The organism is Bradyrhizobium sp. GW821-FHT13H05, assembly GCF_058804065.1.
Map to the genome: position 1 here is coordinate 53746 of NZ_JBXAPO010000005.1, position 26110 is coordinate 79855.

A 26110-nucleotide genomic window follows, 5' to 3' on the forward strand; every position below is an offset into this window, starting at 1 on the left:
TGCCGGAGTTTTGTCGCCATGAGGGCTGAAATGGGGGCTGAGCAGCCTGAGACGATCGCCGCGATTGTGGCCGCGCATCGCGCGGGCACGCTCACGCCGGCGCAGACGATCGCGCGGACCTATCAGCGCATCCGCGACCACAATGATCCCGCCGTCTTCATCAGCCTGCGCGACGAGAAGGACGCGATCGCGGACGCCGAGAAGCTTGCCGCGCGACAGGATGCGGCCGAACTTCCGCTCTACGGCGTGCCGGTCGCGGTGAAGGACAATATCGACGCGCTGGGCTTTCCGACCACAGCGGCTTGCCCGGCCTTCTCCTACACACCGACGCATGACTCGACCGCGGTGGAGCGGTTGCGCGCGGCAGGCGCGATCATCATCGGCAAGACCAATCTCGACCAGTTCGCAACCGGCCTCGTCGGCGTGCGCTCGCCCTACGGCATTCCCAAAAATTCGATCCGCGAGGATCTCATTCCCGGCGGATCGAGCTCGGGATCGGCGACCGCTGTCGGTGCCGGCCTCGTGCCGCTCACGCTCGGCACCGACACCGCCGGCAGCGGCCGCGTGCCGGCGATGCTCAACAACATCGTCGGGCTGAAGCCGAGCCTCGGCATGATCTCGACCGCGGGCCTGGTGCCGGCCTGCCGCACGCTCGACTGCATCTCGGTATTCGCCTTGACGGTCGACGACGCTGCACTGGCGCTCTCCGTGATGGCGGGGCCGGACCAGGCCGATCCGTTCTCGCGCGACCGGCCGCTTGGCGCGATCACGCCGTTCCCCGCGAATCTCCGCCTCGGCGTGCCGCGCAACGGACAGCTGATCTTCTTCGGCGACAAGAAGGCGGAGGCAGCTTACGGCGACGCGCTGAAGCGCTGGACTGCGCTTGGTGCTGATCTGGTCGAGTTCGACCTCGAGCCGTTCTACGAGACCGCGCGGCTGCTCTATGAAGGTCCCTGGGTCGCCGAGCGCTATCTCGTGATCAAGAACTTGCTGGCGTCCGCGCCTGATTCGATCCATCCAGTGACGCGCGAAATCACCGCAGCCGGCGCGCGGCTCACGGCGGCGGACACCTTCTCCGCGCTCTATCGCTTGCAGGGCCTGCGCAAGATCGCCGAGCGCACCTTTGCCAATATCGACGCGCTGGTGCTGCCGACGGCGCCGACGGCCTATACGACCGCGCAGGTGCTGGCCAATCCGATCGAGCTCAACAGCCGGCTCGGCACTTACACCAATTTTGTCAATCTGCTCGATCTCTGCGGTCTCGCAGTCCCCGCATCGATGCGCACGGACGGCATTCCGTTCGGCATCACCCTGCTCGCGCCGGCTGGACGCGATGCGCTGCTTGCGAGCATCGGGCGTGCCTTCCATGCGGATACGAAGCTGACCGTAGGCGCGAAGGGCGTACCGCAGGCACCGCTCGCGCCCCTTGCCACAAGCGGCATCGACGAGATTCCAATCGCGGTGGTCGGCGCGCATCTGTCCGGCATGGCGCTGAACGGTGAGTTGAAGGCGCTCAGCGGAAAGCTGATCGAGGCAACCACGACGGCGGCCGACTACAAGCTCTACGCGCTTCAGACCACACCGCCGAAGCCGGGCATGCTGCGTGTCGAGGCCGGCACGGGGGCTGAGATCGAGCTGGAGATATGGTCGCTGTCGTCGTCGGCATTCGGCAAATTCGTCAACGCGATTCCGGCGCCGATGGCGATCGGCACTGTTCGCTTGGCCGACGGCCGCAGCGTGAAGGGCTTTCTCGTGGAGCCCGAAGTCCTGGGCGAAGCTCGCGACATCACGAGCTATGGCGGCTGGCGGAAGTTCATGGCGGACGCTGCGACAGGATAAATGGTCGCGCATCACGCAGTGGTGCTCTGCTGAACCGGGACCCATGGAGTGATTTGCAAAAAGGATCGATGGGTCCCGGCTCTGCGGAGCAGCGCTTCGCGCTGCATCGCGTCTGGGACACAGAGAGAATCTACACCGACACCGCGTAGATCTCGTACTCCCCGCGCACCAGCTCGATATGCGCGCGCATCGCGGCGGCGGCGCCCTGCTTGTCGCCGCGCATGATGGCGACGACGACGCGGTCGTGCTCGGCCTGCGACTTTGCCAATCGGCCGAGGTTGCGGAACTGGGCGCGGCGGAACGGCTGCACGCGCACGCGCGTCGCCAGCGTGATCTCGGCGATGTAGCCGTTCTGCGAGCCCGCATAGATGGCGTTGTGGAAACGCTCGTTGACCTCGTGGAAGCGATCGGGATTGCCGGCGTAGCTCAGCACACGCAGCTCTTCATGGACGGCTTCGAGACCGTGACGCTCGGCAGCCGACATACGTTCGGCGGCAAGGCCGGCGCACATCGCCTCGAGCTCCGCCATCGCCTCGAACATGCTCGTCAGCCGCTCGAACGAGGGTTGCGCCACCACCGCGCCGCGATGCGCACGCGATTCGACCAGGCCGCTCGCGACGAGCTGGCGCAGCGCCTCACGCACCGGGGTGCGCGAGACGTTGAAGCGCCGCGCGATATCGGTCTCGTCCAGAGGCGCACCAGGGGCCAGGGTTCCGCGCACGATCTCGTCGGCAAGCTGCAGGCGCAACTCCTCGGCGCGCGTCACCTTGTGCACGCTGGGCTGGGCCCGGTCGACGCGCGGCACCACCGGCTCGGCCGGCAATGCTCCGGGCGGAAAATCGTCAAGCGTCATGCGGTCAGGTCTCTTTCGACTCGTCGATGATGCTGACATGGGCAGCGACGACGCGCCAGCCCTCCGGGAAGCGAACCCAGGTCTGCATCTGCCGGCCGACCTTGCCGGGAGCCGTGTCGCGATAGAACAGGGTGGAGGCGACCGCCGTGTCGCGGCCGTAGCTGGAGATCACCGTTTTTGCGGTGCGGCGATTCAGCCCGACCGGCGATCGGCCGGCGCGAAAACCGGAGATCGCCTCATAGCCGTAAAGGTTTTCGCCGATGCCGTAGCGCAGCGTGCGCGGGTCGTTGCGGAAGAGTTCGCCGAGCACGGCGACGTCGTTAGTGATCAGCGCCTGCTCATAACGATCGAACGCGGCCTTCACTTCCGCGATCACCTCGGGGAGATCGATCTCCATTTTAAATTCCTCTCGGTGACGGCGCGGAGACCACGCCCATCTTCTCCAATGCGTGCGCGACGCGCAACGCGATGTCCTCGCGCCAGGGCGCGGCGATGATCTGCACACCGATCGGCAGTGGCTCGAGCGGCACCGGCACGGCAACGACCGGCAAACCGACGAAGGAGATCGGCTGGGTGTGGATGCCGATATTGGCGCGCACCGGCAATTCGACGCCGTCGAGATTGAAATTGACCTGACCGAGCTTTGGCGCGGTGCAGGGTGTAGCCGGTGCGATCAGCACGTCGACCGATTTAAAAACCTCGGCGAGCTGCGCGCGATACCAGCGGCGGAATTTTTGCGCGCGATCGACCAGCGAGGCCGGCACCATGGCGCCCGCAATCAACCGATCGCGCACGGCGGGATCAAAGTCGTTCGGACGCTTGCGCAGGCGATCGAGATGCAGCGAGGCGCCTTCGGTGGTGCTGATGACGTAGGCTGCCGCACGGGCGCGCGCGGCTTCGGGCACTTCGACGACCTTAGTCGCGCCGAGCGCTTTTGCGACGCGGCTGACGGCTTCGACAGCTTCCGGAAATACGTTCTTCTGGAAGTAGCCGCCGGCGACCGCGATGCGCAGATCCGAAACCGGATTGGCGAGCAGCGGCACCGTCGGCTCCAGGCCACGCGTGGTGCAGGCGGCATCATCCGCATCCGGCCCCTGCATCGCGTCATAGGCGAGTGCGAGATCGGTGACGGAGCGCGCGAACGGGCCGAGATGATCGAAGCTCGCGACGAACGGAAATGAGCGCGCCCGCGACAGCCGGCCATAGGTCGGCTTCAGGCCAAAAATGCCGCAGAACGACGACGGCACGCGGATCGAGCCGTTGGTGTCCGATCCCAGCGCGATCGGCACCAGCGCGCCGCCGACGGCGCTGCCGGAGCCGCCGGAGGAGCCGCCGCTCATTCGCGTGGTGTCATGCGGATTGCGCGAGGGACCGTCATGGACGTTCTCGCCGGTGAAGTCGTAGGCGTATTCGCCCATGTTGAGCGCGCCGACGAGGACTGCGCCGGCGGCCTCCATGCGCTCGATCAGCGTGGCGTCGCGCTTGGCGGGTGCGAGGTCGCGGTTGATCTTCGAGCCGGCGCGCGTCGGAAGCCCGGCAACGTCGAACAGGTTCTTCACCGCGAAGGGCACGCCCGCGAGCGGGCCGACCGTCTTGCCGGCGGCAATATCGGCATCGATTGCACGCGCCTTGGCGCGGGCGCGCTCGGCGGTGACGTCAGTGAAGGAATTGAGGATCGTGTCGTGCTGCTTGATGCGCGCGAGCGCAGCTTCAGTGGCAGCGAGCGCGGACAACTGGCCGCCGGCCACCGCTTTCGCGATGTCGGCAGCACTCATCTCTGGCTTGGTGGTCATGGCGGCGTCAGGCGGTGAAGATCGGCGCCGGCTCGGTCTCGTCCGGCAGCGCGAATTCGTCGACCAGGCGGCCAAGCCGCAGCGACACTTCAAGATTGGCGCGAACCGCCGGCCTCCAGGCCTCCTCGATCGGCAATGCCAGCGCTTTCGATACGGCGTCGATATAATCGTCCAGCGGCTCGGCCATCACGCTCCCAAACAATCAGTGCACCGGCAACGGCGGATGCGGGATCGCCGTCAGCAGCTCCTTGGTGTAGTCGTCCTGCGGATCGCTCAAAACCCTCTCGGAAGAGCCTTCCTCGACGATTCGACCCGTCCGCATCACAATGACACGATCGCACAACAAGCGCACTACGTTCAAATCATGCGAGACGAACAGATAACTCATACCTAGCCGGGCCTTGAGGTCCTGGAGCAGGTTGAGGACCACGGCCTGGACCGAGACGTCCAGCGCTGCGGTCGGCTCGTCCAGGATGACGAGTTTTGGATGCAGGGCGATGGCGCGGGCGATGCCGACGCGGGCCTTCTGGCCGCCGGACAATTGGTGCGGAAACCGGTCCAGCAGATTGTGCGGCAGGCCGACCATGGTGGCCAGTTCCTCGCAGCGGGCGCGGAGCGCATCACGCCCCCTGACGTCGCCGAGCTGCATGATGGGGTCGGCGATGGCGCGCACGGCGGTGAAGCGCGGGTTGAGGCTGTCGGTCGGGTCCTGAAACACCATCTGGATGCGGCTGCGCTGCGGCAGCCGGGCAAAAGAGGAAGGCGCCATGGCGCCAATGTCCTCGCCGTCGAACTGGATCAGGCCCGAGGTCTGGTCGAGCAGCCGCATCACCATCATCGAGGTGGTCGATTTGCCGCAGCCGGATTCCCCGACCAGGCCGACGCTCTCGCCATGGCCGATCGAGAAGCTGATGCCGTCGACGGCGCGGAACACGTCCGGCTCCGGCGCAGGCTTGCGGCCGAACAGCTTGCCGAGCGTCGCGGTCGCGCCCTGGCGGGGATATTCCTTGACGAGCTTTTCGATGAGGAGGAGAGGCTTTTGGCTCTCCGCGCCTGCCACGGCGACCGGAGTGGATTCCACGGACGAGGCGCTCGCGGCGGCGAGTGCTGCGCCCTCCTCTTCCGGCAGCAGATCCCGCAAGGACACGCCAAGCCGCGGCGTCGCGCGCATCAGCTTTTTCGTATACGGGTGCTGCGGGTTGGCGAAGATGTCGGCGGCCTTGGCGGTCTCGACCACCCGGCCCTTCTCCATCACCACGACACGGTCGCAATAGGCGGCAGCCAAACCGAGATCGTGCGTGATCAGGATGGTCGACATCGCCTTGCGCTTGGTCAGCTCGACGATCAAATCCATAACCGCCTTCTGCGTGGTGACGTCGAGGCCGGTGGTCGGCTCGTCCGCGATCAGCAGCTGCGGGTTGCAGGCGAGCGCGAGCGCGATGACGACGCGCTGGCACATGCCGCCTGACAGCTCGAACGGATAGGCGTGGTAGCGCTCGCGCGGGCGGGCGATCTTGACCTGCTCCAGCGCCTCGATCGCCTTTTCACCGTGGTCCGAAACCATGGCCTGCTGGACATGGGTGCGCAGCACGTCCTCGATCTGGTCGCCCACTTTGCGGATCGGATTGAGCGCGGCGCGCGGGTTCTGAAAAATCATCGAGACTTCGCGGCCGCGCAGGTCGCGCATCTGGTCTTCGGTCGCGGCCTTGACGTCGATGCCGGAGAACATCACCGAGCCCTCGGCGATCTTGCCCGCGCGGTCGAGGATGCGCATCACCGCGTAGGAGGTCACCGACTTGCCGGAGCCGGATTCGCCGACGATGGCGAGCGTCTCGCCCTTGGCGACGGAGATGTTGACGTGCTGGACGGCTTTGACGATGCCGCGGCGGGTGGTGAATTCGACGGTGAGATCCTGGACGTCGAGCAGGGGCTGGGCGGTCATGCGGGCCTCCCGTCACTCAAAAAGTGCGAAAACAACCCCATGCACAGTAGAATGACATTGAAATCATTGGAGAATTTTTGACGGAAATTTGCCATCACGTCCTCCGTTGAGGGTCGACGATGTCGCGGAGGCCGTCGCCGAGGAGGTTGAAGCAGAACACGGCGATCATCAGAGCAAGGCCCGGGAATAGCGCGATCCACCATTCCCCTGAGACCATGAAGCCCGCGCCTTCGGCGACCATGATGCCCCATTCGGCGGTCGGCGGACGGACGCCGAGGCCGATGAAGGAGAGGCCTGCGGCGTTGAGGATGGCGTAGCCCATGGTCAGCGACATCTGCACGATCATGATCGGCATGATGTTCGGCAGAATATGCACCAGCAGGATGCGGAATTCGCCGTTGCCCGACAGTCGCGCCGCCTGCACGAAGCCGGCATTGCGGCGGACATTGGCCTCGGCGCGCGCGACGCGGGCGTAGAGCGGGAAGTTGACGATGGCGGTCGCCAGAATGATGTTCTGCACGGTGTTGCCGAGGGCTGCGACGATGCCCATGGCCAGCACGAACAGCGGGAAGGCCATGATGGTGTCGGCGATGCGGCCGACGATGCGGTCGGTCCAGCCGCCGAAATAGCCGGCCGCGATGCCGGCGAGGCCGCCCATCAAGAACACCAGCACGACGGAAGCGACCGCGATGAACGTATCGAGACGCGTCGCCACGACGACGCGGCTGAAGATGTCGCGGCCCAATTGGTCGGTGCCGAACCAGTGCGCGGCCGAAGGCGGCTTCAACGACGCGGCGGTGTCGGACGCCAGCGGGTCATACGGCACCACATAGGGGCCGAAAATCGCGGCAAGGAGAATGACGATCAACAGGGCGAAGGAAAAGCCCGTGACCTTGTTCTCGGCCAGCACATAGCGGGTCTGTTCGAGGATCGCGGTCAATCCCGAGGTGCGGGCGGGACCAACCGGTTCAACTGCAGGCGCAACGGAGCTCATTGTTTAGCCCTCCAACCTGACGCGTGGATCGATCACGCCATAGAGAATGTCGATCACGAGATTGAGCAGCACGTACATCACCGCCATCGTCAGCACGAAACCCTGCACCGGCGCGAAGTCCGACGAGATCAGCGCTTCCACCGCGTAGGAGCCGATGCCGGGCCAGGCGAACACCTTCTCGACCAGCACGTTGGCGCCCAGCAGGAACGAGAACACCATGCTGAGCGTGGTGATCACGGGGAGCATCGCGTTGCGGAACGCGTAAGTGACGATGACGGTTGCCGGCGACAGGCCGCTGGCGCGTGCGGTGCGGACGAACTCCGACGACAGCACCGCCAGCATCGAGGCGCGGGTCATGCGCGCGATCGGCGCCAGCGAGAAGATCGCAAGCGTCGTTGCCGGCAGGATGAGCTGGCTCAGCGCCGAACGGAACGCCTCGAAGTCGCGCGCGATCAGGGTGTCGATCAGATAGAAACCGGTCACCGTCGGCGGCGCGCTGTAAAACACATCGAGCCGGCCGAGCGGCGCGGGCGACCAGCCGAGCCTGAAATAGAAGACGTAGACCAGCACGAGGCCGGTGAAGAACACGGGAAGCGACACGCCGGCTGTCGTCGTGACGCGACATAGATGATCGACCCATGATCCCGGCCGCGTCGCCGCCAGCACGCCGAGTGGAATGGCGATGACGATCGAGACGATCAGGCCGAGCAGCGTCAGCTCGGCCGAGGCCGGCAGACGATTGCGGATCTCGGCTGCGACCGGCTGTCCCGTGGTGAGCGAGTTGCCGAAATCGCCATGGGCGAGATCGTTGGTGTAGCGGAAGAATTGCTCGATCAGCGGCCGGTCGAGGCCCAGCTTCTTGCGGATCTGCTCGACGGCTTCCTTGGTTGCGGCGGGGCCGGCGAAGTACGCCGCGGGATCACCCGGCAGCGCGCGCGTCAACAGGAAGGTGACGATGACGACGCCGATCAGCGAGGGAATCGCAAACATCAGGCGCTTGCCGATCATGGTCAGCATGGGGAGCTCCTCGCGCGCGTTGAATGTATCCGAGGTGGTGCCGCGCACTCTACTGCGCCCCCTCTCCCTCGCAACCGGGGTTTACCCCGGTTGCGCATCGTTAATTTGCGCAAGTCGGGCAGGCCCGACTTGCGGTGGGAGAGGGTTGGGGTGAGGGGTAGCCCCAAGCGAGGTCGGAGTTCGTGGCTACCCCTCACCCGTCTCGCCGCTGCGCGGCGAGCCACCCTCTCCCACAAGGGGAGAGGGAATGAGAGAGCTGCGCTCGCCTCACTCGATCGGCAAAAACCTGGAGTCGCGGCCGCGTCGCGCGCCATCACGCCTCACCCCTTCGCCATCGCGCGATAATCGAGGCGGCGGTGGAACCAGTATTGGTAACCGCTGATGTTCTTCTGCATCGCGACGTTGACGAAGGGCTGGTACAGCGGGATGCGCGGGACGTCGGCATAGGCGAGATCGACAAAGCCCTTCACGTCGGTGTCGTAGGTTGCCATGTCGCCGGTCGCGGCCGCATTGCGGGCGCCGTCGATCAGCTTGTCCATCTCCGCCGACTTGTAGCTCATGGTGTTGAAGACGGAATTGTTGCCGTGATAGCACCAGTAGAAGAAGTACTCGGGGTAATCGAGCCAGCCCGAGAACACGTTGGTGAAGAGCGGCATCTCCTTCTTGTTCAACTCGGTGCGCCAGTTCGCGCCGGGCACCTTGTTGATGGTGGTCTTGATGCCGAGCTGCGCGAGGCTCTCCTGCACCAGCACGCAGAGCGGCTCGTTGACACCGGCGAAGTTGAGGTCGAACGAGATCGTGGTCTCGAAGCCGTTGGCGTAGCCGGCCTCGGCGAGCAGCGCCTTCGCCTTCTCCATGTCGGTGTTGTATTTGTGCTGCTGCGGCCAGGCCACTTCGGTCGGCTTGTCCTTGGCCGCGCCGAACATGGGATTGCCGAGGCCGAACAGCACCGCGTCCATGATCTTCTGGTATGGCAGCGCATAGGCGATGGCCTGCCGCACCTTCACATTGTCGAACGGCGGCTTGGTGACGTTCATGCCGATATACTGGATACCGTTGGAGAACGGCAGCGACACCACGTTGAGCTTGCCGCTCGCCTTCATCTCCTGGAAATCCTTGAACGGCAGCTCATAGGAGATGTCGGCGTCGCCGCGCTCCAGCAGCGCGCGGCGGTTGCCGGCCTGCGGCACCATGCGCCAGATCACGCGCTTGATCTTCGGCAAGGGACCGCCGACCCAATCCTCGTTGCGCTCCATGATGACTTCGGTGCCGGCGGTCCACTTCGTCACCTTGTAGGCGCCGGAGCCCGCGGTCTGCTGCTTGGTGTATTCCAGACCCCAGGGATCCTTCTCGCTGGCGTTCTTCTTCACCAGTTCGGAATTGATGACGCAGGGGACGATCACCGCGAGATCGGGGACCGTCAGACGATCCTTCTTGGCGAAATCCACGCGCACGGTGCCGTCGTCGACCACGACGAACTGCTCGGGCTTGGTCAGCGAGCCCGCGCTCATCTGGAAGGTCGGAAAGCCGCCGACGGTGACGGAGCGATCGAGCGACCACTTCACATCCTTGGCGGTCACAGGCGTGCCATCGTGGAATTTGGCGTTCTTCTTCAGCTTGAAGGTGACCGACATGTCGTCGATCTTGATGTCGTCGGCGAGCTCGCCCTTGAACTTGTCGCGGTCGTAATAGGGCACCCCGCCGGGGCCGCTCTTCATCTCGTGGCTGATCAGGCGGTCGTAGCAATTCCAGGACACCTCATAGCCGGGCACGTTGGTGCCAACGCCGTGGATGTCGAGATTGTTGGGGCCGCCTTCCGAGACGATCAGCAGCGTCTCCGAGCGGGCGTCGGCCTGGGCCGAGGAGATCACGGACGGCATGGCCGGAAGCGCCGCGCCTGCGGCCAATCCGGAAACGGACTTGAGGAAATCGCGGCGCTTCATGAAATCGCTCCAACACAAAAGTTTCTGGTTGGAACTGGATTCGCAAGGTTCGTGCCAAAGCTTAATGAAGCCTTAGGAGTTAGCTAACTCGTTGTTAGACAACGAGATAAGCGCAATCTGAGGAATTGAGCATTAATTGAGCAACCATTATAATTGCATACAAAGATAGAATTTTGCTTGAGAATTAGGCTGAAAAATTGAGCGCTGCCGATTTGAGCAGGCTCAGGGGGCTACCTCAGCCCGGCCAGATCAGCTCCTGAAGCGCGACGAGATCGTCGGCCTTCTCCTGCCAGCCCTCGATGCAGATGTGACTGTTGAGGTCGCTGGCCTGGTGCAGCAGCATCAGGGCCATCAGGCGCCGCCTGAGCGTGTCGTCCAGCGTCGCATAGCCAAAGCCTTCGAGCAGGCTGCGCACCCTCCCCGGCCGGCCCGCCGCCATGAAGGCGCTGGGGCCGAGCAGATCGTAGTCGCGCCAGCCCGCCCGCACATCGCCGAAATCGAACAGGCCTTTGAGCGACCATTCGCCGTCATCGCAGGCGAGCAGAAAATTTTCCGGGATGTATTCGCCGGTCAGGATCACCGGTGGCGCGTCCATCGGAATGAGGCCGGCGGCCGCCTCGCGCAGGAGATCGTCGAGGCCATCGAGGAATTTCGGCGCAAGGCCGAGACGCTCGTGCCTGCTACGGCAACCCTGCATCTGCCGGTGCATGAATTCATCCCAGCGCGGCTCGATGCTTGCGAGAGGACCAAGCGGCGCGCGCTGCACGGAGGCGATGGTCTCGCCGATCTGGCGCAGCACACGCTCCTTCTGGTGTTCCGGCAAAGACGGCCAGACCTCCGAGCCGAGCGAGCCTGATAGCCGCGTGATGACGAGATAGGGCCAGCCGTCGCGCATCCCTTCTGCGACGATCTCGGGGATCGGCAGCGAGAGGCGACCCGCGAGCTGGGTCAGCGAGCCGCGCTCGGAGACGAATTGCGCGCCGAGCAGCGGCGGAAAGATCTTCAGGATCAGGCGCTCACCGAGGCCGACCACGAGATTGGTGCCTGTGATAAACACATGCGGCGAGCTGATGTCGAGGCCGTGGCCGCGCGCGATGTCGAGCGCAATCGGCAGCCATCGCGCCCTGTCGGCGCGCAAGGCGCGGTAGGCCTCGAGGCTCGTCGACGCGGACGATCCCCAGGCGCCGGCGAAATCCGGCGGCAGCGTCTCCTCCGTCAAAGCGCCCGGTCCTGCACGGTGTTAATCCAGGACATCCTTGACGCTGTTCTTGATGGTCGAGGGGACCGCATGCTCGGGGACTTCGATGGTCTTGGCGCCGCGCGTGATCCGGTAACTGAACGCATCGGCCTGGCCGGGATGCGCGGCAGGGACCTTGGTCGGATCGGCAAACAACGATTCCACAGTCTTCTGATCGGCGTCCGACAGATCCGACACCGCCACTTCACCGCGACTTTTGAGGTGAGGGCCGCCGAATCCGGCGAACCCTCCGACGCGCTCGATCTTCAAGCGATCCACGCTTCCTTCCTTTCATGACGCGCTTTACGTCGCGCGCAGTATCCGACCTAGAGCCCGACCTTCTTCCAGCCGGCATCTACGGCGGCGAGGACGGCGGCATCACCAGGATACAACGTATGAGCACCCTGCCGGGTCCGCGCCGCAAACGCCGTCATCGTCATGTTCGGCGTCGGCCCGAAGCCGGTGAGCGAATGATACCACACCTGCCCGATCTTGGCCCAACTGTATCCGCCAAGCGTGGTGCACGCCGTGCAGAAGGCGAGGTTCGGCGGCCCGCTGGAGTAATGCGGATCCATGCCGGGGGTGATTTGCGAATATTTGGTCGGTTGCGGCGCCAGGCAGTGCTTGGCTGCGGGATTGGCCATGTCGCGCAGGCAGGTGAAGCCCCTCTTCTTGGCGGCGGAACCCATGATGTCCTTGCCGATCAGCCAATCCGCCTTCTTGACGTCCTGCTTGGCTTCCCACTGCCGGAACATCGAGCCGAAGCAGTCGGAGATGCTCTCGTTGAGGCCACCGGCATCGCCGCTATAGGCGAGCTGGAGGCTGTGCTGGGTCACGCCATGGGTCAGCTCGTGGCCGATGACGTCGTTGCCCTTGGTGAAGTCGACGAAGATGCTGCCGTCGCCGTCGCCATAGATCATCTGCGAGCCGTTCCACATCGCGTTGTTGTACTTGTCGCCGAAATGGACCGACGACATCATGGTCATGCCGTGATCGTCGATCGAATTGCGGTTGAAGACCTGCTGGTAGAACTTGGCCACCTTGGTGGTCTGGTTGAAGGTGCGCTTGACGGAGCCGTCCGAGGACGTCTTCGGCTTCGGGATCGGCGTCCCCGGCAGCGTCTGCGTGTGCTTGCAGTCGTAGACCGTGACGGACGGCGCGGCGGCAAGCGTCACCAGGCCGCTGGCGCGCGCCGCCACGACGTTGGTCAGTTTCGCCGCCTGCGTCCGCATTTCGCGCAGTTCATGACTGACCTGGACGGTATCGACCAGTTGCTTGCGAACCACAGCGGACAGCTTCTTGTCCTGGGAGAGTTTGGTCAGAACGTCATTCGGGATGATGCAACATGTGCAAGGCATGGGTGATCTCCATTACAACTTTTCCGAAAAAATGACATAAGAAACAACCTGAAGATTATATCTGCCGGCGTACAGCCCATGTGAAGTGGCTCACACGGGCGCTACGGATTCGAGAGCGTGGACCTGCGGCCAATTGCGCCGCGAGCTTGCACACTCCGTCAGATTGCAAGATGTCCGATGATGTTCGCTGGTGCGGCGAACGTCACGCTTGTCGCGGCGGCGCCTATCGCTCCGGGCTGGCGCGCTCGAACTGGCGCAGCAGCTTGTTGCCGCGCTCGACCGCGGAATCGAGCGCTGATTGCGCGCTCTTCTGGCCGGCAAAGGCCTGCTCGAGCTCGTCCTCGATCACGCCGCGGATCAGCACGAAGGAGCCGAGCCGGATGCCCTTCGAATTCTCGGTCGGCGGATGCAGCGTGATCTCCTCGAACGAGATCGCGAAGCCCGGATTGCGCTCGTAGAAGCCTTGCGCGCGCGTCAGCTCGAAGGCGGCGCGGGTCACAGGCAGATAGCCGGTGTTCTGGTGCCAGGCGGCCTGCACGCCGGGCTGCGACAGATAGGCGAAGAAGCGCGCCACGCCCTTGTACTCGTCGCGCGGGCGATCGCGCAGCACCCACAGCGTGGCGCCGCCGATGATCGAATTCTGCGGCGCGCCCGCGACGTCGGGCCAATACGGCATCATGCCGTAGCCGATGTCGAATTTCGAATTGGCCTTGATGTCGGCGCGCGTCGCCGAGGAGCCGATGAAGATGCCGCATTCGCCGTTCTGGAAGCGCGGCTCGGCCGACTGGCCGCGGCCGCCATAGTCGAACAGTTTTGTCTTTTGCCATTCGGCGAGTTGGGCGACGTGCTTGACGAGAAGCGGATTGTTGATGCTGAGCTCGGCATCGAGCCCGGCAAAACCGTTGGTCCGCGTCGCCAGCGGCAAATTGTGGTACGCGGAGAGATTCTCGACATGAATCCAGGACGGCCATGACGTGGTGAAGCCGCACACAGCGCCGCGGTCGCGCAGGCGCTTTGCAGCGGCGCCAAGCTCGGGCCAGGTTTTTGGCGGCTTGTCCGGATCGAGGCCCGCGTCACGGAACATGGTCTTGTTGTAGTAGAGGATCGGCGTCGACGAATTGAACGGGAACGACAACAGATTGCCGGCGGCATCGGTGTAGTAGCCGGAGACGGCGGGGAGGTAATCGTTGAGCGAGAACGGCTCGCCCTGATCCCGCATCAGGCTGAACACCGGATAGATCGCGCCCTTGGCCGCGGTCATGGTCGCGGTGGCGACCTCGTTGACCTGGACGATCGCGGGCTGGCTGCGCGAGCGGAAGGCGAAGATCGCTGCCGTCACCGTCTCGGTGTAATTGCCCTTGTAAGCAGGCACGATCCGGTAATCGGATTGCGAGGCGTTGAAGTCGGAGGTGAGCTTCTCCAATTGCCGGCCGAGCTCGCCGGACATGGCGTGCCACAGCGCGATGTCGGTGGCGGCGCGCGCCTGCGAGGAGAACGTGAGAGCCGCGGCGGCGACGATCTGCAAAAGGCGCAATGCTGACATCACGATGGCTCTTCCCGTGTCGCGTGGCAAAAGGCGACCATAGCCTGCTTACGGCGCGGCCTTGGCGGTTTCAACCGGAATGAGGCCTGCCCGCGCCGCACAATCCCCCCGTGGGGGTGGTGCGGGATGGCCTTCCCTTAACCATCTGCTAGATTGCATTGAACCTTTTGGCCCCGCCATAGACTCCATCTCCGAGGGGTTGAGTGTGCCAGTGTTGAACCGTGCCGAACTCTCACGGACCGGGGTGATTTTCGTCGCGCTTCTGCTCGCCATCTGCGCGACGAGCGCCGTTGCGCGCGAGTTTCGCGCCGCCGACACCCAGACCGAGGATTATCCGACCGTCCAGGCGCTGCGCTACATGGGCGCGCTGATCGCCGAGCGCACCGGCGGCCGCCACGAGATCAAGGTGTTCCACTCCCGCCAACTCGGCGAGGAAAAGGAGACCATCGAGCAGACCCGGGCCGGCGCGATCGACCTCAACCGGACCAATGTGGCGCTGATCGGCAATTTCGTCCCGGCGATGAACGTGCTGGCGATGCCGTTCCTGTTCCGGTCCATCGAGCACATGCAGAAGGTGCTGGACGGACCTGTTGGCAGCGAGATCCTCGGCAGCTTCGAGCCCTATGGCTTCGTCGGGCTCGCCTTCTACGATTCCGGCGCGCGGTCGATCTACAACGGTGCCCGCCCCGTCAGAAGCGTCGCCGACCTCAGGGGTCTGCGGATCCGGGTACAGCAGTCGGAGTTGATGAGCCAGATGATCCGCGCGCTCGGCGCCGAACCGGTCGAGATGCCCTATGGGCAGGTGCTCGCCGGGCTTGCCAATCATCTGATCGACGGTGCCGAAAACAACTGGCCATCCTTCGTGACGACGGACCATTACAAATATGCCGGCTACCTCGCGCTCACCGAGCACACGATGAGCCCCGAAGTGCTGGTGATCTCGCTCAAGGCCTGGCGCAGCCTGTCGGCCGACGACCAGCAGATTTTCCGCGAGGCCGCGCAGCGCTCCAGCCGCTTCATGCGCGAGAAGTGGCGCGACCTCGAGGAGCAGTCGCAGCTCAAGGCGCAGGCGGCCGGCGTCACCATCGTCAGGGATATCGACCGCAAGCCGTTCGAGGACGCGATGGCCGCGATCTATGCCAAGGCCGGAAGCGATCCCGCCGCGGCCGCGCTGATCGAACGCATTCGCAAGGTGGAGTGAGCCCTCTTGGCTGCACTTGGACACAGCGAGCATGCAGACCGGCCGCCCGGCCCGATCGGACGGCTGCGCGCACGCCTCGTCGGCGTGCTGCGCGCGGTGCCGATCCGCTGGCGCATCCTGTCGATCGCGGCGCTGAACTCCGCCGTGGTCGTAGTGCTGGTCGCTCTGATCTGGAACGGCTCGCAGGTGCTGGGCTCGGCCTGGGACGACGTGCGCCAGGTGCGCGAATCCGACCGCATCCTGGCGCTGCTCGAAAGCGAGACCGGGCGCCTGCACAATCTGATCCACCGCTACATCAACCAGCCGAGCCCGGACCTGTTCGCCGAGATCCTGCTGCTGCGCGAGGCGGTGCTGGGCACCTTGACCGACCGCGCCGCCAAGGACCCGATGCTGTCGGGCTCGGTCGAGGAGCTCGAGCGCACCACCGACCGCTTCCTCAACGGCTTCGGCGAGCTGCGCAGCGTGCAGGCGACCATCGCCAGCACCTATGAGGACCAGGTGCAGGGCCCGGCCAGGGACATGGCGGGCCTCTACTCCATCATCGAAGGCGCCACCGGCCATCGCGACGCGCTGATCTGGCCCTCGCTCGGCAAATCGCGCGAGGCCTTCACCGCGATGCTGGTCGCGGCCAATTCCTATTATCTGTCGCTGTCGCCGGGCGCCGCCGACGACGCACGCCGCAACACCGAGACGATCGAGAAGACCATTCCGGTCATGATCGACCTCGCCGACAACGATCTCCAGCGCATGGCGCTGCAACGGTTGGCGGCCCGCACCATGGCGTTGCGCGAGGGGTTTGCCAAACTCTCCGAGCAGCTGACGAGCCGCACCGAGCTGCTCCGCAACACCATCGACGCCAGCCAGGCCGAGGCGATCGGCGCGATCGACGACCTCTCCACCAAGATGCGCCAGCGCGAGCAGAAGGCGCAGGAGACCTTCGACCGCACGCTGGCGGATATTTCGCGGCGCGTGCTGTCGATCGCGGTGATCTTCCTCGGCATCATCCTCACCGCGGGCGTGCTGATCGCGCTGTCGATCCGCCTGCCGCTGCAGCAGATCATGGCGGCGATGCGCGCGATCACGCTCGGCGACCTCGACCGCGAGGTGCAGGGCACACGCGCGCGCGACGAGGTCGGCGCCATGGCGCGCGCGGTGGAAGTGTTCCGCGAGAACGCCATCGCGAAACGCCAGACCGAGGACGAGCTGCGCGCCTCCAAGGAAAAGGCCGAGAGCGCGCTGCTCGAGCTCAACACCGCGCAGCAGAATCTGATCGACGCCGAACGGCTCGCCGCGCTCGGCGGCCTCGTCGCCGGCGTCGCCCACGAGGTCAACAACCCGATCGGCATCAGCCTCACCGTTGCTTCAAGTTTTGCCCGGCGCACCGACATTTTCGAGGCCCAGCTCAAGGGCGACGGCGGCCTGCGCCGCTCGCAGCTGGAGGAGTTCGTGCAGTCCTCGCGCGACGCCTCGCAGCAGCTCGTCGCGAATCTGACGCGCGCCGGCGAGCTGATCCAGTCGTTCAAGCAGGTCGCGGTGGACCGCTCCCATGCCGAGCGGCGGCAGTTCTCACTCAGCGAAGCCACCGACCAGATCATCGCCAGCCTGCGCCCGGTGCTGAAGCGCTCGCCGACCACGCTCCAGGTCGACGTGCCCGAGGGGCTGCTGCTCGACGGCTATCCCGGCTCCTACGGCCAGATCCTGACCAATTTGTTCCTCAACGCCGCCAACCACGCCTTCGCCGACGGGCGCGCCGGCACCATCACGATCTCGGCGCGGCCGCGCGGGGCCGACGACATCGAGATCATTTTCACCGACGACGGGGCCGGCATGACCCCCGACGTGCAGCGCCAGGCCTTTGACCCATTCTTTACCACCCGGCGCAACGAAGGTGGCACGGGACTGGGCTTGCATATCGTCTATAACCTTGTCACCCAGCAGCTGGGCGGGCGGATGATGCTGGAATCCAAGCTGGGACAAGGCACCACTTTTCGCATTATCATGCCCCGGGTCGCCAAGGGCGGCGCGCAAAGCACAGAGACTGACGGGACTTCTCAATGGCCGAACAGGACGATGTCCTCCACCTGATCGACGATACCGGTACCGCGTCGGAGGATACGGACACCCGGAAATGGAAGATCGCCGTCATCGACGACGATCCGGCCGTGCATGACGGCACCCGTTTTGCGCTCTCGGACTATTCCCTCAACGGCCAGGGCCTGGAGATCCTCTCCGCCCATTCCGCGGCCGAAGGTCGCAAGCTGATGGCCGCGCACAGCGACATCGCCGCGGTGCTGCTCGACGTCATCATGGAGACCGACGTCGCCGGCCTCGAGCTGGTCGAGTTCATCCGCAACGAGCTCAAGAACGAGACCGTGCGCATCATCCTGCGCACGGGGCAGCCGGGCCAGGCGCCGGAGCGGCGCGTGATCGTGCAGTACGACATCAACGACTACAAGGCCAAGACCGAGCTGACCGCCGACAAGCTGTTCACCTCGCTGACCGCGGCGCTGCGCTCCTATCAGCAGCTCGAACGCATGGTGCAGACGAGGCGCGGGCTCGAGATCATCATCGATGCGGCCTCCACGCTGTACGACTTCAAGTCGATGCAGCGGCTCGCCGAGGGCGTGCTGACCCAGCTCGCCTCGCTGCTCAATGTCGATTGCGCCGGTATACTGGTTTTGCGCGACAATGGCGGCATCGACCCCGAGCTCTCGGTGCTCGCCGGCAGCGGCTGCTACAGCCGCTTCATCGGCACGACATCATCCAAGGCACTCGACCCTGATTTGCGCGTGATGGTGGAAGCCGCCTTCCAGGGTCGCAAGAACGAATTCGCCGACCACCGCAGCGTGATCTATTTGCGCACCGGCTCTGGCCGCGAGGTCGTCGTGCTGCTCCAGGCCGAGCGCGAATTGTCCGAGACCGACCGCTCGCTGGTCGAGATCTTCTCCTCCAGGCTCTCGATCGCGTTCGACAATGTCATCCTCTATCAGCAGCTCCAGGACGCCAACACCCAGCTCGAAGACCGCGTCGCCCAGCGCACCCGCGCGCTGATGCAGGCCAACCGGCGCCTGTCGGCGCAATGGCTGCGGCTGCAGCGCGCCAACGGCTTCAAGAACGAGATTCTGGGCACCGTCGCCCACGATCTGAAGAATCCGCTCGGCGTCATCCTCGGCCGCACCGAGATGCTGAAGGAGCTGATCTCGACCGGGGCATCGTCGAGCGGCGTGGTCGCCCAGGTCGACCACATCCGCGACGCCACCAAGCGCCTGACCACGATGGTCGATCATTTGATCTCGGACGCGATGGCCGATGCCTTCGACATCACCATCCGCCGCGAGCCGGTCGACGTCGCAGCACTGGTCAAGGAGGTCGCCGACGCCAACCAGCCGCTCGCCGTCAACAAGCAGCAGACGATCAGCCTCGCCGCGCCGTCCAACATCGTCACCATGTGCGACACCGACCGCATCCGCGAGGCGATCGACAATCTGATCAGCAACGCCATCAAATACTCGCCGATCGGCGGCAAGATCAGCGTCGCCGTCACCCATGAGGGCAGCGACACCATCGTCCGCGTCAGCGACGAGGGCGCCGGCTTGTCGCCGGAGGATCTCGGCCGGCTGTTCGGCCGGTTCCAGCGGCTGTCCGCAAAACCGACCGCCGGCGAGAGCTCGACGGGGCTTGGGCTGTCCATCGTCAAGCGTATTATCGACATGCATGGCGGCGAGGTGACAGCCGACAGCGACGGCCCCGGCAAGGGCTCGACCTTCACCATCACCCTCCCCGCGACCGAACTGCCGTGATGTAGAGACCATGACCCAAAGCCAGCACATCATGATCGTCGACGACGAGGCCCCGGCCCGGGAGATGGTCGGCGATTACCTCAAGATGCACGGCTTCACCGTGACGCTGTGCGACGGCGGCAAGAGCTTGCGCGCCGCGATCGACGGCGGCATGCCCGACCTGGTCGTGCTCGACCTCAACATGCCCGAGGAAGACGGCCTCTCGATCATCCGCGACCTCAAGAGCCGCATCAACGTGCCCGTCATCATGCTCACCGCAACGGCGAGCCCGATCGACCGCGTCGTCGGCCTCGAGCTCGGCGCCGACGATTACGTCGCAAAACCCTGCGAGCTGCGCGAGCTGATGGCGCGCATCCGCTCGGTGCTGCGCCGGAGCGCGCCGGTGAAGGCCGTGGCGGCGGAAACCTCGGCTGCGAAATCGGACAAGGATCAGCTGGTCCGCTTCGGCACCAAATGGCTCGACCTCGAAGCCCAGGCGCTGCGCGACGACGAGGGCAACGAGCATCCGCTGACGGCGTCCGAGTTCGGATTGCTGAAAGTGTTCGCGGCCAACCCGAAGCGCGTGCTGTCGCGCGAGCGCCTGCTCGAACTCGCCAATGCGCGCGACGCCGAAGCCTTCGACCGCGCGGTTGATCTGCGCATCATGCGCATCCGCCGCAAGATCGAGCCCGACCCGGCAAAACCCGCCGTGATCCGCACCATCCGCGGCGGCGGCTATCTGTTCTCCCCGGCTGGCGAGAAGGCGTAGCGCGCGCGGCGGGCGCGGTGCCGTAGCCCGGATGGAGCGCAGCGCAATCCGGGGCGCGAGCGCCCATCTGAAATGACAGCGGTGGGTGTGGCGCGACCGAACGCAAGAGCCGGAAATACGTTCCCGGCGGCTTTAGGCGCCGCCAAATCCCCCACCCCGTATTTTCCGTACATTGAAATTGCACGACTTTTTGCCCCGAATGTTTCGTCGCAGCCTCGCGCACGAAACAATTTGGCGGCGCACGAAACCATTTTCCCCTTTTCGTGCAGACGTCCCGAAACGTTGGCTCATTAACACTTTGGTCCAAGGAAACGCCGCTCGGTTGCGGCGCTACGGGGAGCCAAGTCTATGCCGAACGTCATCGCCATCAACGCCCAGGCCAGCCAGAGCATCGTCGCCGCTCAAGCGACCTCGGACGATATGCTTCTTGAAAGCATTGCCGACGGCAACCGGACGTCCATGCACATTCTCTATTGCCGTCATAACGTGCGGGTCTATCGCTTCATCCTGCGCATCGTTCGCGACGCCACCACGGCGGAAGACCTGGTCAGCCAGGTGTTCCTCGACGTGTGGCGGACCGCCGGCCAGTTCCAGGGCCGCTCGCAGGTCTCGACCTGGCTGCTCTCGATCGCCCGCTTCAAGGCGCTGACTGCGATGCGCCAGCGCCGGTTCGAGGACATCGACCAGGAAGACGTGCGCCAGATCCCTGACGATTGCGACACGCCGGAGACCTCGCTCGATCGCAGCGACACCAGCGCCATCCTGCGCGCCTGCGTGCAAAAACTGTCACCCGCGCATCGCGAGATCATCAACCTCGTCTACTACCATGAGAAGTCGGTGGAGGAGGTCGGTCAGATCATCGGCATCCCCCAGAGCACGGTGAAGACGCGGATGTTCTATGCCCGCAAGCAGCTGGCCGATTTGCTTAAGGGCGCCGGCGTCGATCGCTTCGCCGCCTGAAGTTCAGATATTTCAATGGGATAGGACCTTGGCTTAGGCCCTGTCCCGGACACGGAAGTGTTACCGGCGACGAAACAATTGAAACAAAGCACAACATCAGCCGGAAAAACTTCCTCCCTATAAAGCTCACATACGGTTTCGTTAAACCTCCCAAGACCTCCAGCGACCCGGACGATGCCCCCGTCCGGGTCGTTTTGTATTTGGGGGGTGATGCGGGCGTTGGGAGCCTCGACGCCCCTCCATCGTCATGGCCGGGCTCGACCCGGCCATCCACGCCTTGAGCCGCAGCACGAAGAACGTGGATGCCCGGGACAAGCCCGGGCATGACGAGCTCGGACAAGTCGGCTCCGTCACAAACACGTGACGCCGCGTAACGACCGCCCCACCACGCGCGAACTGCCCTCGTGACCTCTCCCGCGAGTGCCCCATGCTCGATCTGATCTTCGCTCTCCTCGCCGGCATCCTCACCATCGCCGCGCCCTGCACGCTGCCGATGCTGCCGATCCTGCTCGGTGCCTCGATCGGGCGCGCGGGACATTTGCGGCCCGCGATGATCGCGCTCGGCTTCGTCATCTCGTTCTCGGCCGTCGCGCTGCTGCTCGGCGCGCTGACGCGGCTGTTCGATTTCGATCCGAACGTGCTGCGCGAGGCGGCCTCCATCCTGCTGCTCGGCTTCGGCCTGTTGATGCTGTGGCCGGCGCCGTTCGAATGGCTGTCGATCCGGCTCAATGGCTGGCTCGATCTCGGCAATCTTGGCGCCACGCAGCGCGAGGGCGCGCTCGGCGGGCTCGTGCTCGGCACCACGCTCGGCCTGGTCTGGACGCCCTGCGCCGGGCCCGTGCTCGGCTCGATCCTGACGCTGGTCGCAAGCCAGAAGAACGCCAGCTGGGCCGGCACGCTGCTGATCGCCTACGCCATCGGGGCTGCGATCCCGATGCTGGCGATCGCCTATGGCGGACAGGCCGCGACCACGCGGGTGCGCAGCCTCGCCCGCATCTCGCCGCGGCTGCAGCAGGGCTTTGGTGTCGTCGTGATCGCTTTCGCCGTCGCCGCCTATTTCCAGTACGACACGCTGATCGTGGCGTGGCTCACCGGATTTTATCCCACCGGCCAGATCGGCCTGTGATCATCCCAGAACTTCACCGGAGGACGCTTCCATGACTTTCAAACTGCTCGCCGTCTCTGCCGCGCTCATCGGCATCGCTGTGACAGGCGCCGTCATCCCCGGCATCTGCGACGAGGCCGCGCGAGCCACGCCTGTCGTCACCGCCGCCGCGAGCCAGCAGACTGCGCCTGATTTCACCGGCATCAGCACCTGGTTCAACTCGAAGCCGCTGAGCCTCGCCGACCTCCGCGGCAAGGTCGTGCTGGTCGATTTCTGGACCTATGGCTGCGTCAACTGCGTCAACACGCTGCCGCATGTCACCGACCTCTATGCCAAGTACAAGGACCGGGGTCTCGTCGTGGTCGGCGTGCACACGCCGGAATTCCCGTTCGAGCGCTCGGCCTCCAACGTGCAGGCCGCTTTGAAGCGTCACGGCATCACCTATCCGGTGGCGCAGGACAATGATTCCAGGACCTGGAACGCCTACAGCAACCAGTATTGGCCGGCGCAGTACATCATCGACCAGACCGGCAAGATCGTGTTCCAGCACGCCGGCGAAGGCCGCTACGACGAGATCGACCGCACGGTGGCAAAGCTGCTCAACGCCAGCAGCTAGTGCGGCTCTGACATCGCGCGGCGGGCTTCGCCTAACGTCCTTGTTGCTTGACTCCTCGGACCCGTCCATGGAGTTTCGCGGCATCGGAATCAGCCGCCCGCTATGGACGACGCGCCCACCAGCACCGACATCCGCCTTCGTGAAGGCGCCTCGATCGCGCAGCGGCTGGTCATGTCCGGCTTCGCGGCGGCCGTCGCGCTGTGCTTCACGCCGGGCCTGTTCACGCACGACACGCTGGAAATCATCATCTCGGTGGTTGCGCTGCTGGTGGGAGCAGGGTTCGTCGTCGGCATCATGATGGCGCCGGCGGTGGTGTGGATCATCACCCCGCGCGAGATTCTGATCGGGCATCAGCGTCCGTTCGGAAAACTCCAGACGCGGATCGTCACGAAGGACGAGATCACGGGGTTAGAGGTTCCCGGCAGCAAAAGGGTGAAAGCGCGTTTCCAACTCGTCTTCACGCTTGTCTCGGGGGAGCGCCTGACGTCGCCGCCGATCTCGGATGTCACGCATGTTCGTGACACCGTGGCCCGGATCGCCGCGCAATTCGGCGTTCCCAATGTCGAGGAGCCGATCAATCCGCTCGATGCCAGCAATGCCGAGATGCATCTCGGCGAGCCACTCGAGGCGTTTTCGCAGCGGGACATCAGGATCGTCGCGCTGATCGCAATCGCCTTGTCCGCCGTGCCCTACGCCTACAAGCTCTGGCGCGGATGGCCGCCCACCCATGTGGACATCCTGCTGCTGCCGCTCGGCGCGATCGCGGCATTCGCCGTGTATCGATACGCCAACCTCGTGACCGGCGCGTTCTGGATCATCCGGCAGGGCGACATCCGCGTCGAACGGCTGTGGGGCGACGGCACGCCGCGCGCGGACCATATCGAGGGACATGAGGTGAAGACGATCACCGTCGACCGCCGCGGCCGCTCGGAGGACGAGCACTGCATCGTCACCATCCGATTACGCTCGGGGCGACGGTTTCGCAGCCCCCGCGTCGGTTCGAGGATCGAGGCCCGCGCTGTGGGGACCGAAATCGTGCGGCGGCTTGGGATCGCGGCGGAGAATAACCGGATTTAGCTGGCGTCCAGTGCCAATTGTCGAAGTCGATGTTTCCACGAGCGCGGTCTGAACCTCTCCCGCTCGCGGGAGAGGTCGCCGCGCAGCGGCGGGTGAGGGTTCTCTCTTCTGGGGGGATCTCCCTGGAGGAGAAACCCTCTCCCCAGCCCTCCCCCGCAAGCGGGGGAGGGAGCGCATCGAGCCTGGTCGCCGCAATCTGGGCTTTTCGCGCCATCCCCTGTTTGTGGCATTGCGAGGGGCCCGTCAAAAAACCAAAGCATTCTCGTGACATACCAGCCGGGCGTGCCATCAACTTGCCATGAAGATGGCCCTGAGATTTGATGGTTCCAGATGATTTCGGCCTTGGCCGTGGGGAGAGCTTGAAATGACGGATTTTCGTCGCCTGACCGGGATGTTTGTGGCTGCAATCGGCCTGATCCTGTCCGCCCCCCATGCTTACGCCCAGCAGCCCGACCGCGGCGACGAGCCAGGCCTGGTCGCTGACGACTCCTATGAGCTCGATCCGGAATGGCAGAAGCAGGTCGTCTACTTCCGCACCACCGAAGCGCCCGGCACGCTCATCATCTCGACCGCCGAACGGCATCTCTATCTGGTCCAGCCCGGCGGCCGCGCGATCCGCTACGGCATCGGCGTCGGCCGCGACGGCTTCCAGTGGCAGGGGCTGGTGAACATCACCAACAAGAAGGAATGGCCGGACTGGACGCCGCCGCCGGAAATGATCCAGCGCCAGCCCTATCTGCCGCGCTTCATGGCCGGCGGCCCCGGCAACCCGCTCGGCGCCCGCGCCATGTATTTGGGCACCACGGTCTACCGCATCCACGGCACCAATCGGCCCGACACGATCGGCACCAAGGTGTCCTCGGGCTGCTTCCGGCTGGTCAACCGCGACGTCGCCGATCTCTACGATCGCGTCCCTGTCGGCACCAAGGTCGTGATCCGGCAGAAGCCCGAGCTCTGAGGCTTTTGATCCGAGCATGATCCCTCCGGATCATGCTCGTCGCCCTCCTCCAAATTCCTTTTCCCGATTTTTCGAGAGAGCAACATGATGCGCACATTTCGAGGCGGCCTGCTGATCGGGCTCGCGGTTGCCGTGCTGGTCGGCGTCCTGGCGGTGATCTACGAGTTCTACGATACCCGCACGCTGAAGCGCACCGTTCGCCGCGGCGAAGTGCTGTGCGGCGTCAACAAGGGTCTGCCGGGCTTCTCGATCCCCGACGACAAGGGCAACTGGACCGGCTTCGACGTCGATTTCTGCCGCGCGGTGGCCTCGGCCATCTTCAACGATCCGAGCAAGGCGAAGTTCGTTCCGCTCGACGCCAGCGAACGCTTCAAGGAATTGCAGAGCCGGAAGGTGGACATCCTCTCGCGCAACTCGACCTGGAGCATGGCGCGTGAGCTCGACTACGACCTCTATTTCCCCGCGGTCGCCTATTACGACGGCGCCGGCTTCATGCTGCCGCGCGCCCGCAACAAGGAGACCTCGCTCGACCTCGACGGCAGCAAGGTCTGCGTGCAGTCCGGCACCACGACGCTGCTCAACGTCGCCGACTACTTCAAAGCCAACAACATGAAGTATGAAGAGGTGAAGTTCGACAAGCTGGACGACGTCGTGAAGGCCTACGACACCGGCAGGTGCGACACGCTCTCCGCCGACGTCTCCCAGCTCTACGCGCTGCGGCTGAACCTCGGCAAGCCCGGCGACCACATGATCCTGCCGGACATGATCTCCAAGGAGCCGCTCGCCCCCGTGGTGCGCCAGCGCGACGACGACTGGATGATGATCGTGAAGTGGACACTCTACGCCATGATCAACGCCGAAGAGCTCGGCGTCTCCTCGGAGAACATTGACGAGGCCCTGAAGTCGAAGAAGCCGGAAGTGATGCGCCTGGTCGGCACCGAGGGCAATTACGGCGAGCAGCTCGGCCTCACCAAGGACTGGGTCGTCCGCATCATCCGCAACGTCGGCAATTACGGCGAGATGTACGAGCGCAATATCGGCGAGAAGTCGAAGCTGAAGATCCCGCGCGGCATGAACCAGCTGTGGAATGCCGGTGGCGTGCAGTATGCGCCGCCGATAAGGTAAC

At 64.7% G+C, this 26110-nt stretch carries 23 protein-coding genes; 11 read left to right on the forward strand and 12 right to left on the reverse strand.

Features of this window, described 5'->3' with window-relative positions:
• The first annotated feature begins 30 nt into the window (after window positions 1-30).
• Window positions 31-1839 carry an allophanate hydrolase gene (gene atzF / locus AC1RR3_RS17060; protein WP_492824727.1) on the forward strand — a complete coding sequence of 603 codons (1809 nt, stop codon included), beginning with the start codon at window positions 31-33 and terminating at the stop codon, window positions 1837-1839.
• Window positions 1840-1969: 130 nt separating this feature from the next.
• Here the strand turns inward: atzF and AC1RR3_RS17065 are convergent, their stop codons facing one another.
• The 12 genes from AC1RR3_RS17065 to ugpB form a co-directional block, all read right to left on the reverse strand.
• On the reverse strand, window positions 1970-2692 hold the full coding sequence (locus tag AC1RR3_RS17065; protein ID WP_492824282.1) for a GntR family transcriptional regulator: 723 nt from the start codon (window positions 2690-2692) through the stop codon (window positions 1970-1972).
• A 4-nt stretch (window positions 2693-2696) separates the two neighbouring features.
• Entirely contained in the window at window positions 2697-3089 is a 393-nt protein-coding gene (gene hpxZ, locus AC1RR3_RS17070; protein ID WP_492824283.1) for an oxalurate catabolism protein HpxZ, read from the reverse strand.
• Between the two features lies 1 nt (window position 3090).
• The gene (locus AC1RR3_RS17075; protein ID WP_492824284.1) at window positions 3091-4485 is read right to left on the reverse strand and encodes an AtzE family amidohydrolase; all 1395 of its coding nucleotides are present in this window, start codon (window positions 4483-4485) and stop codon (window positions 3091-3093) included.
• A 7-nt stretch (window positions 4486-4492) separates the two neighbouring features.
• On the reverse strand, window positions 4493-4672 hold the full coding sequence (locus AC1RR3_RS17080) for a DUF4089 domain-containing protein (RefSeq protein ID WP_036001861.1): 180 nt from the start codon (window positions 4670-4672) through the stop codon (window positions 4493-4495).
• Between the two features lie 15 nt (window positions 4673-4687).
• Entirely contained in the window at window positions 4688-6427 is a 1740-nt protein-coding gene (locus tag AC1RR3_RS17085) for a dipeptide ABC transporter ATP-binding protein (protein WP_492824285.1), read from the reverse strand.
• 94 nt (window positions 6428-6521) lie between these two features.
• Complete coding sequence (locus AC1RR3_RS17090; protein WP_492824286.1) at window positions 6522-7421, reverse strand: ABC transporter permease; 900 nt, start codon at window positions 7419-7421, stop codon at window positions 6522-6524.
• A 3-nt stretch (window positions 7422-7424) separates the two neighbouring features.
• On the reverse strand, window positions 7425-8438 hold the full coding sequence (locus tag AC1RR3_RS17095; protein ID WP_456619533.1) for an ABC transporter permease: 1014 nt from the start codon (window positions 8436-8438) through the stop codon (window positions 7425-7427).
• Between the two features lie 320 nt (window positions 8439-8758).
• A complete protein-coding gene (locus AC1RR3_RS17100) occupies window positions 8759-10381 on the reverse strand; it encodes an ABC transporter substrate-binding protein (protein WP_492824287.1) in 1623 nt (540 codons plus the stop codon).
• A 235-nt stretch (window positions 10382-10616) separates the two neighbouring features.
• The gene (locus tag AC1RR3_RS17105) at window positions 10617-11585 is read right to left on the reverse strand and encodes an aminoglycoside phosphotransferase family protein (protein ID WP_492824728.1); all 969 of its coding nucleotides are present in this window, start codon (window positions 11583-11585) and stop codon (window positions 10617-10619) included.
• Between the two features lie 36 nt (window positions 11586-11621).
• Complete coding sequence (locus AC1RR3_RS17110; protein WP_492824288.1) at window positions 11622-11888, reverse strand: protealysin inhibitor emfourin; 267 nt, start codon at window positions 11886-11888, stop codon at window positions 11622-11624.
• 56 nt (window positions 11889-11944) lie between these two features.
• A complete protein-coding gene (locus AC1RR3_RS17115; protein WP_492824289.1) occupies window positions 11945-12976 on the reverse strand; it encodes a M4 family metallopeptidase in 1032 nt (343 codons plus the stop codon).
• A gap of 223 nt (window positions 12977-13199) precedes the next feature.
• Window positions 13200-14519, reverse strand: a complete 1320-nt coding sequence (gene ugpB / locus AC1RR3_RS17120) for a sn-glycerol-3-phosphate ABC transporter substrate-binding protein UgpB (protein WP_492824729.1) — start codon at window positions 14517-14519, stop codon at window positions 13200-13202.
• Window positions 14520-14724: 205 nt separating this feature from the next.
• Here ugpB and AC1RR3_RS17125 point away from each other — a divergent pair, with 205 nt between their 5' ends.
• The 10 genes from AC1RR3_RS17125 to AC1RR3_RS17170 all read left to right on the forward strand — a co-directional run bounded on the left by AC1RR3_RS17125 (window position 14725) and on the right by AC1RR3_RS17170 (window position 26109).
• Window positions 14725-15720, forward strand: a complete 996-nt coding sequence (locus AC1RR3_RS17125) for a TRAP transporter substrate-binding protein (protein WP_492824290.1) — start codon at window positions 14725-14727, stop codon at window positions 15718-15720.
• Between the two features lie 54 nt (window positions 15721-15774).
• Window positions 15775-17805 carry a sensor histidine kinase gene (locus AC1RR3_RS17130; protein WP_492824730.1) on the forward strand — a complete coding sequence of 677 codons (2031 nt, stop codon included), beginning with the start codon at window positions 15775-15777 and terminating at the stop codon, window positions 17803-17805.
• A complete protein-coding gene (locus AC1RR3_RS17135; RefSeq protein WP_492824291.1) occupies window positions 17775-19520 on the forward strand; it encodes an ATP-binding response regulator in 1746 nt (581 codons plus the stop codon). Before AC1RR3_RS17130 ends, AC1RR3_RS17135 begins: the two co-directional genes overlap by 31 nt.
• A gap of 10 nt (window positions 19521-19530) precedes the next feature.
• Window positions 19531-20268, forward strand: a complete 738-nt coding sequence (locus AC1RR3_RS17140) for a response regulator (protein WP_492824292.1) — start codon at window positions 19531-19533, stop codon at window positions 20266-20268.
• A gap of 348 nt (window positions 20269-20616) precedes the next feature.
• The gene (locus AC1RR3_RS17145; RefSeq protein WP_492824293.1) at window positions 20617-21228 is read left to right on the forward strand and encodes a sigma-70 family RNA polymerase sigma factor; all 612 of its coding nucleotides are present in this window, start codon (window positions 20617-20619) and stop codon (window positions 21226-21228) included.
• Between the two features lie 427 nt (window positions 21229-21655).
• The gene (locus AC1RR3_RS17150; protein WP_492824294.1) at window positions 21656-22354 is read left to right on the forward strand and encodes a cytochrome c biogenesis CcdA family protein; all 699 of its coding nucleotides are present in this window, start codon (window positions 21656-21658) and stop codon (window positions 22352-22354) included.
• 31 nt (window positions 22355-22385) lie between these two features.
• Window positions 22386-22949, forward strand: a complete 564-nt coding sequence (locus tag AC1RR3_RS17155) for a thioredoxin family protein (RefSeq protein ID WP_492824295.1) — start codon at window positions 22386-22388, stop codon at window positions 22947-22949.
• Between the two features lie 102 nt (window positions 22950-23051).
• Entirely contained in the window at window positions 23052-24026 is a 975-nt protein-coding gene (locus AC1RR3_RS17160) for a hypothetical protein (RefSeq protein WP_492824296.1), read from the forward strand.
• A gap of 364 nt (window positions 24027-24390) precedes the next feature.
• Window positions 24391-24984 (forward strand): L,D-transpeptidase, encoded by a 594-nt coding sequence (locus AC1RR3_RS17165; protein ID WP_492824297.1) that lies wholly within the window; start codon window positions 24391-24393, stop codon window positions 24982-24984.
• Between the two features lie 87 nt (window positions 24985-25071).
• Window positions 25072-26109: an amino acid ABC transporter substrate-binding protein gene (locus AC1RR3_RS17170; RefSeq protein WP_492824731.1), complete on the forward strand. Its 1038-nt coding sequence runs from the start codon at window positions 25072-25074 to the stop codon at window positions 26107-26109.
• The last annotated feature ends 1 nt before the right edge of the window (window position 26110 follow it).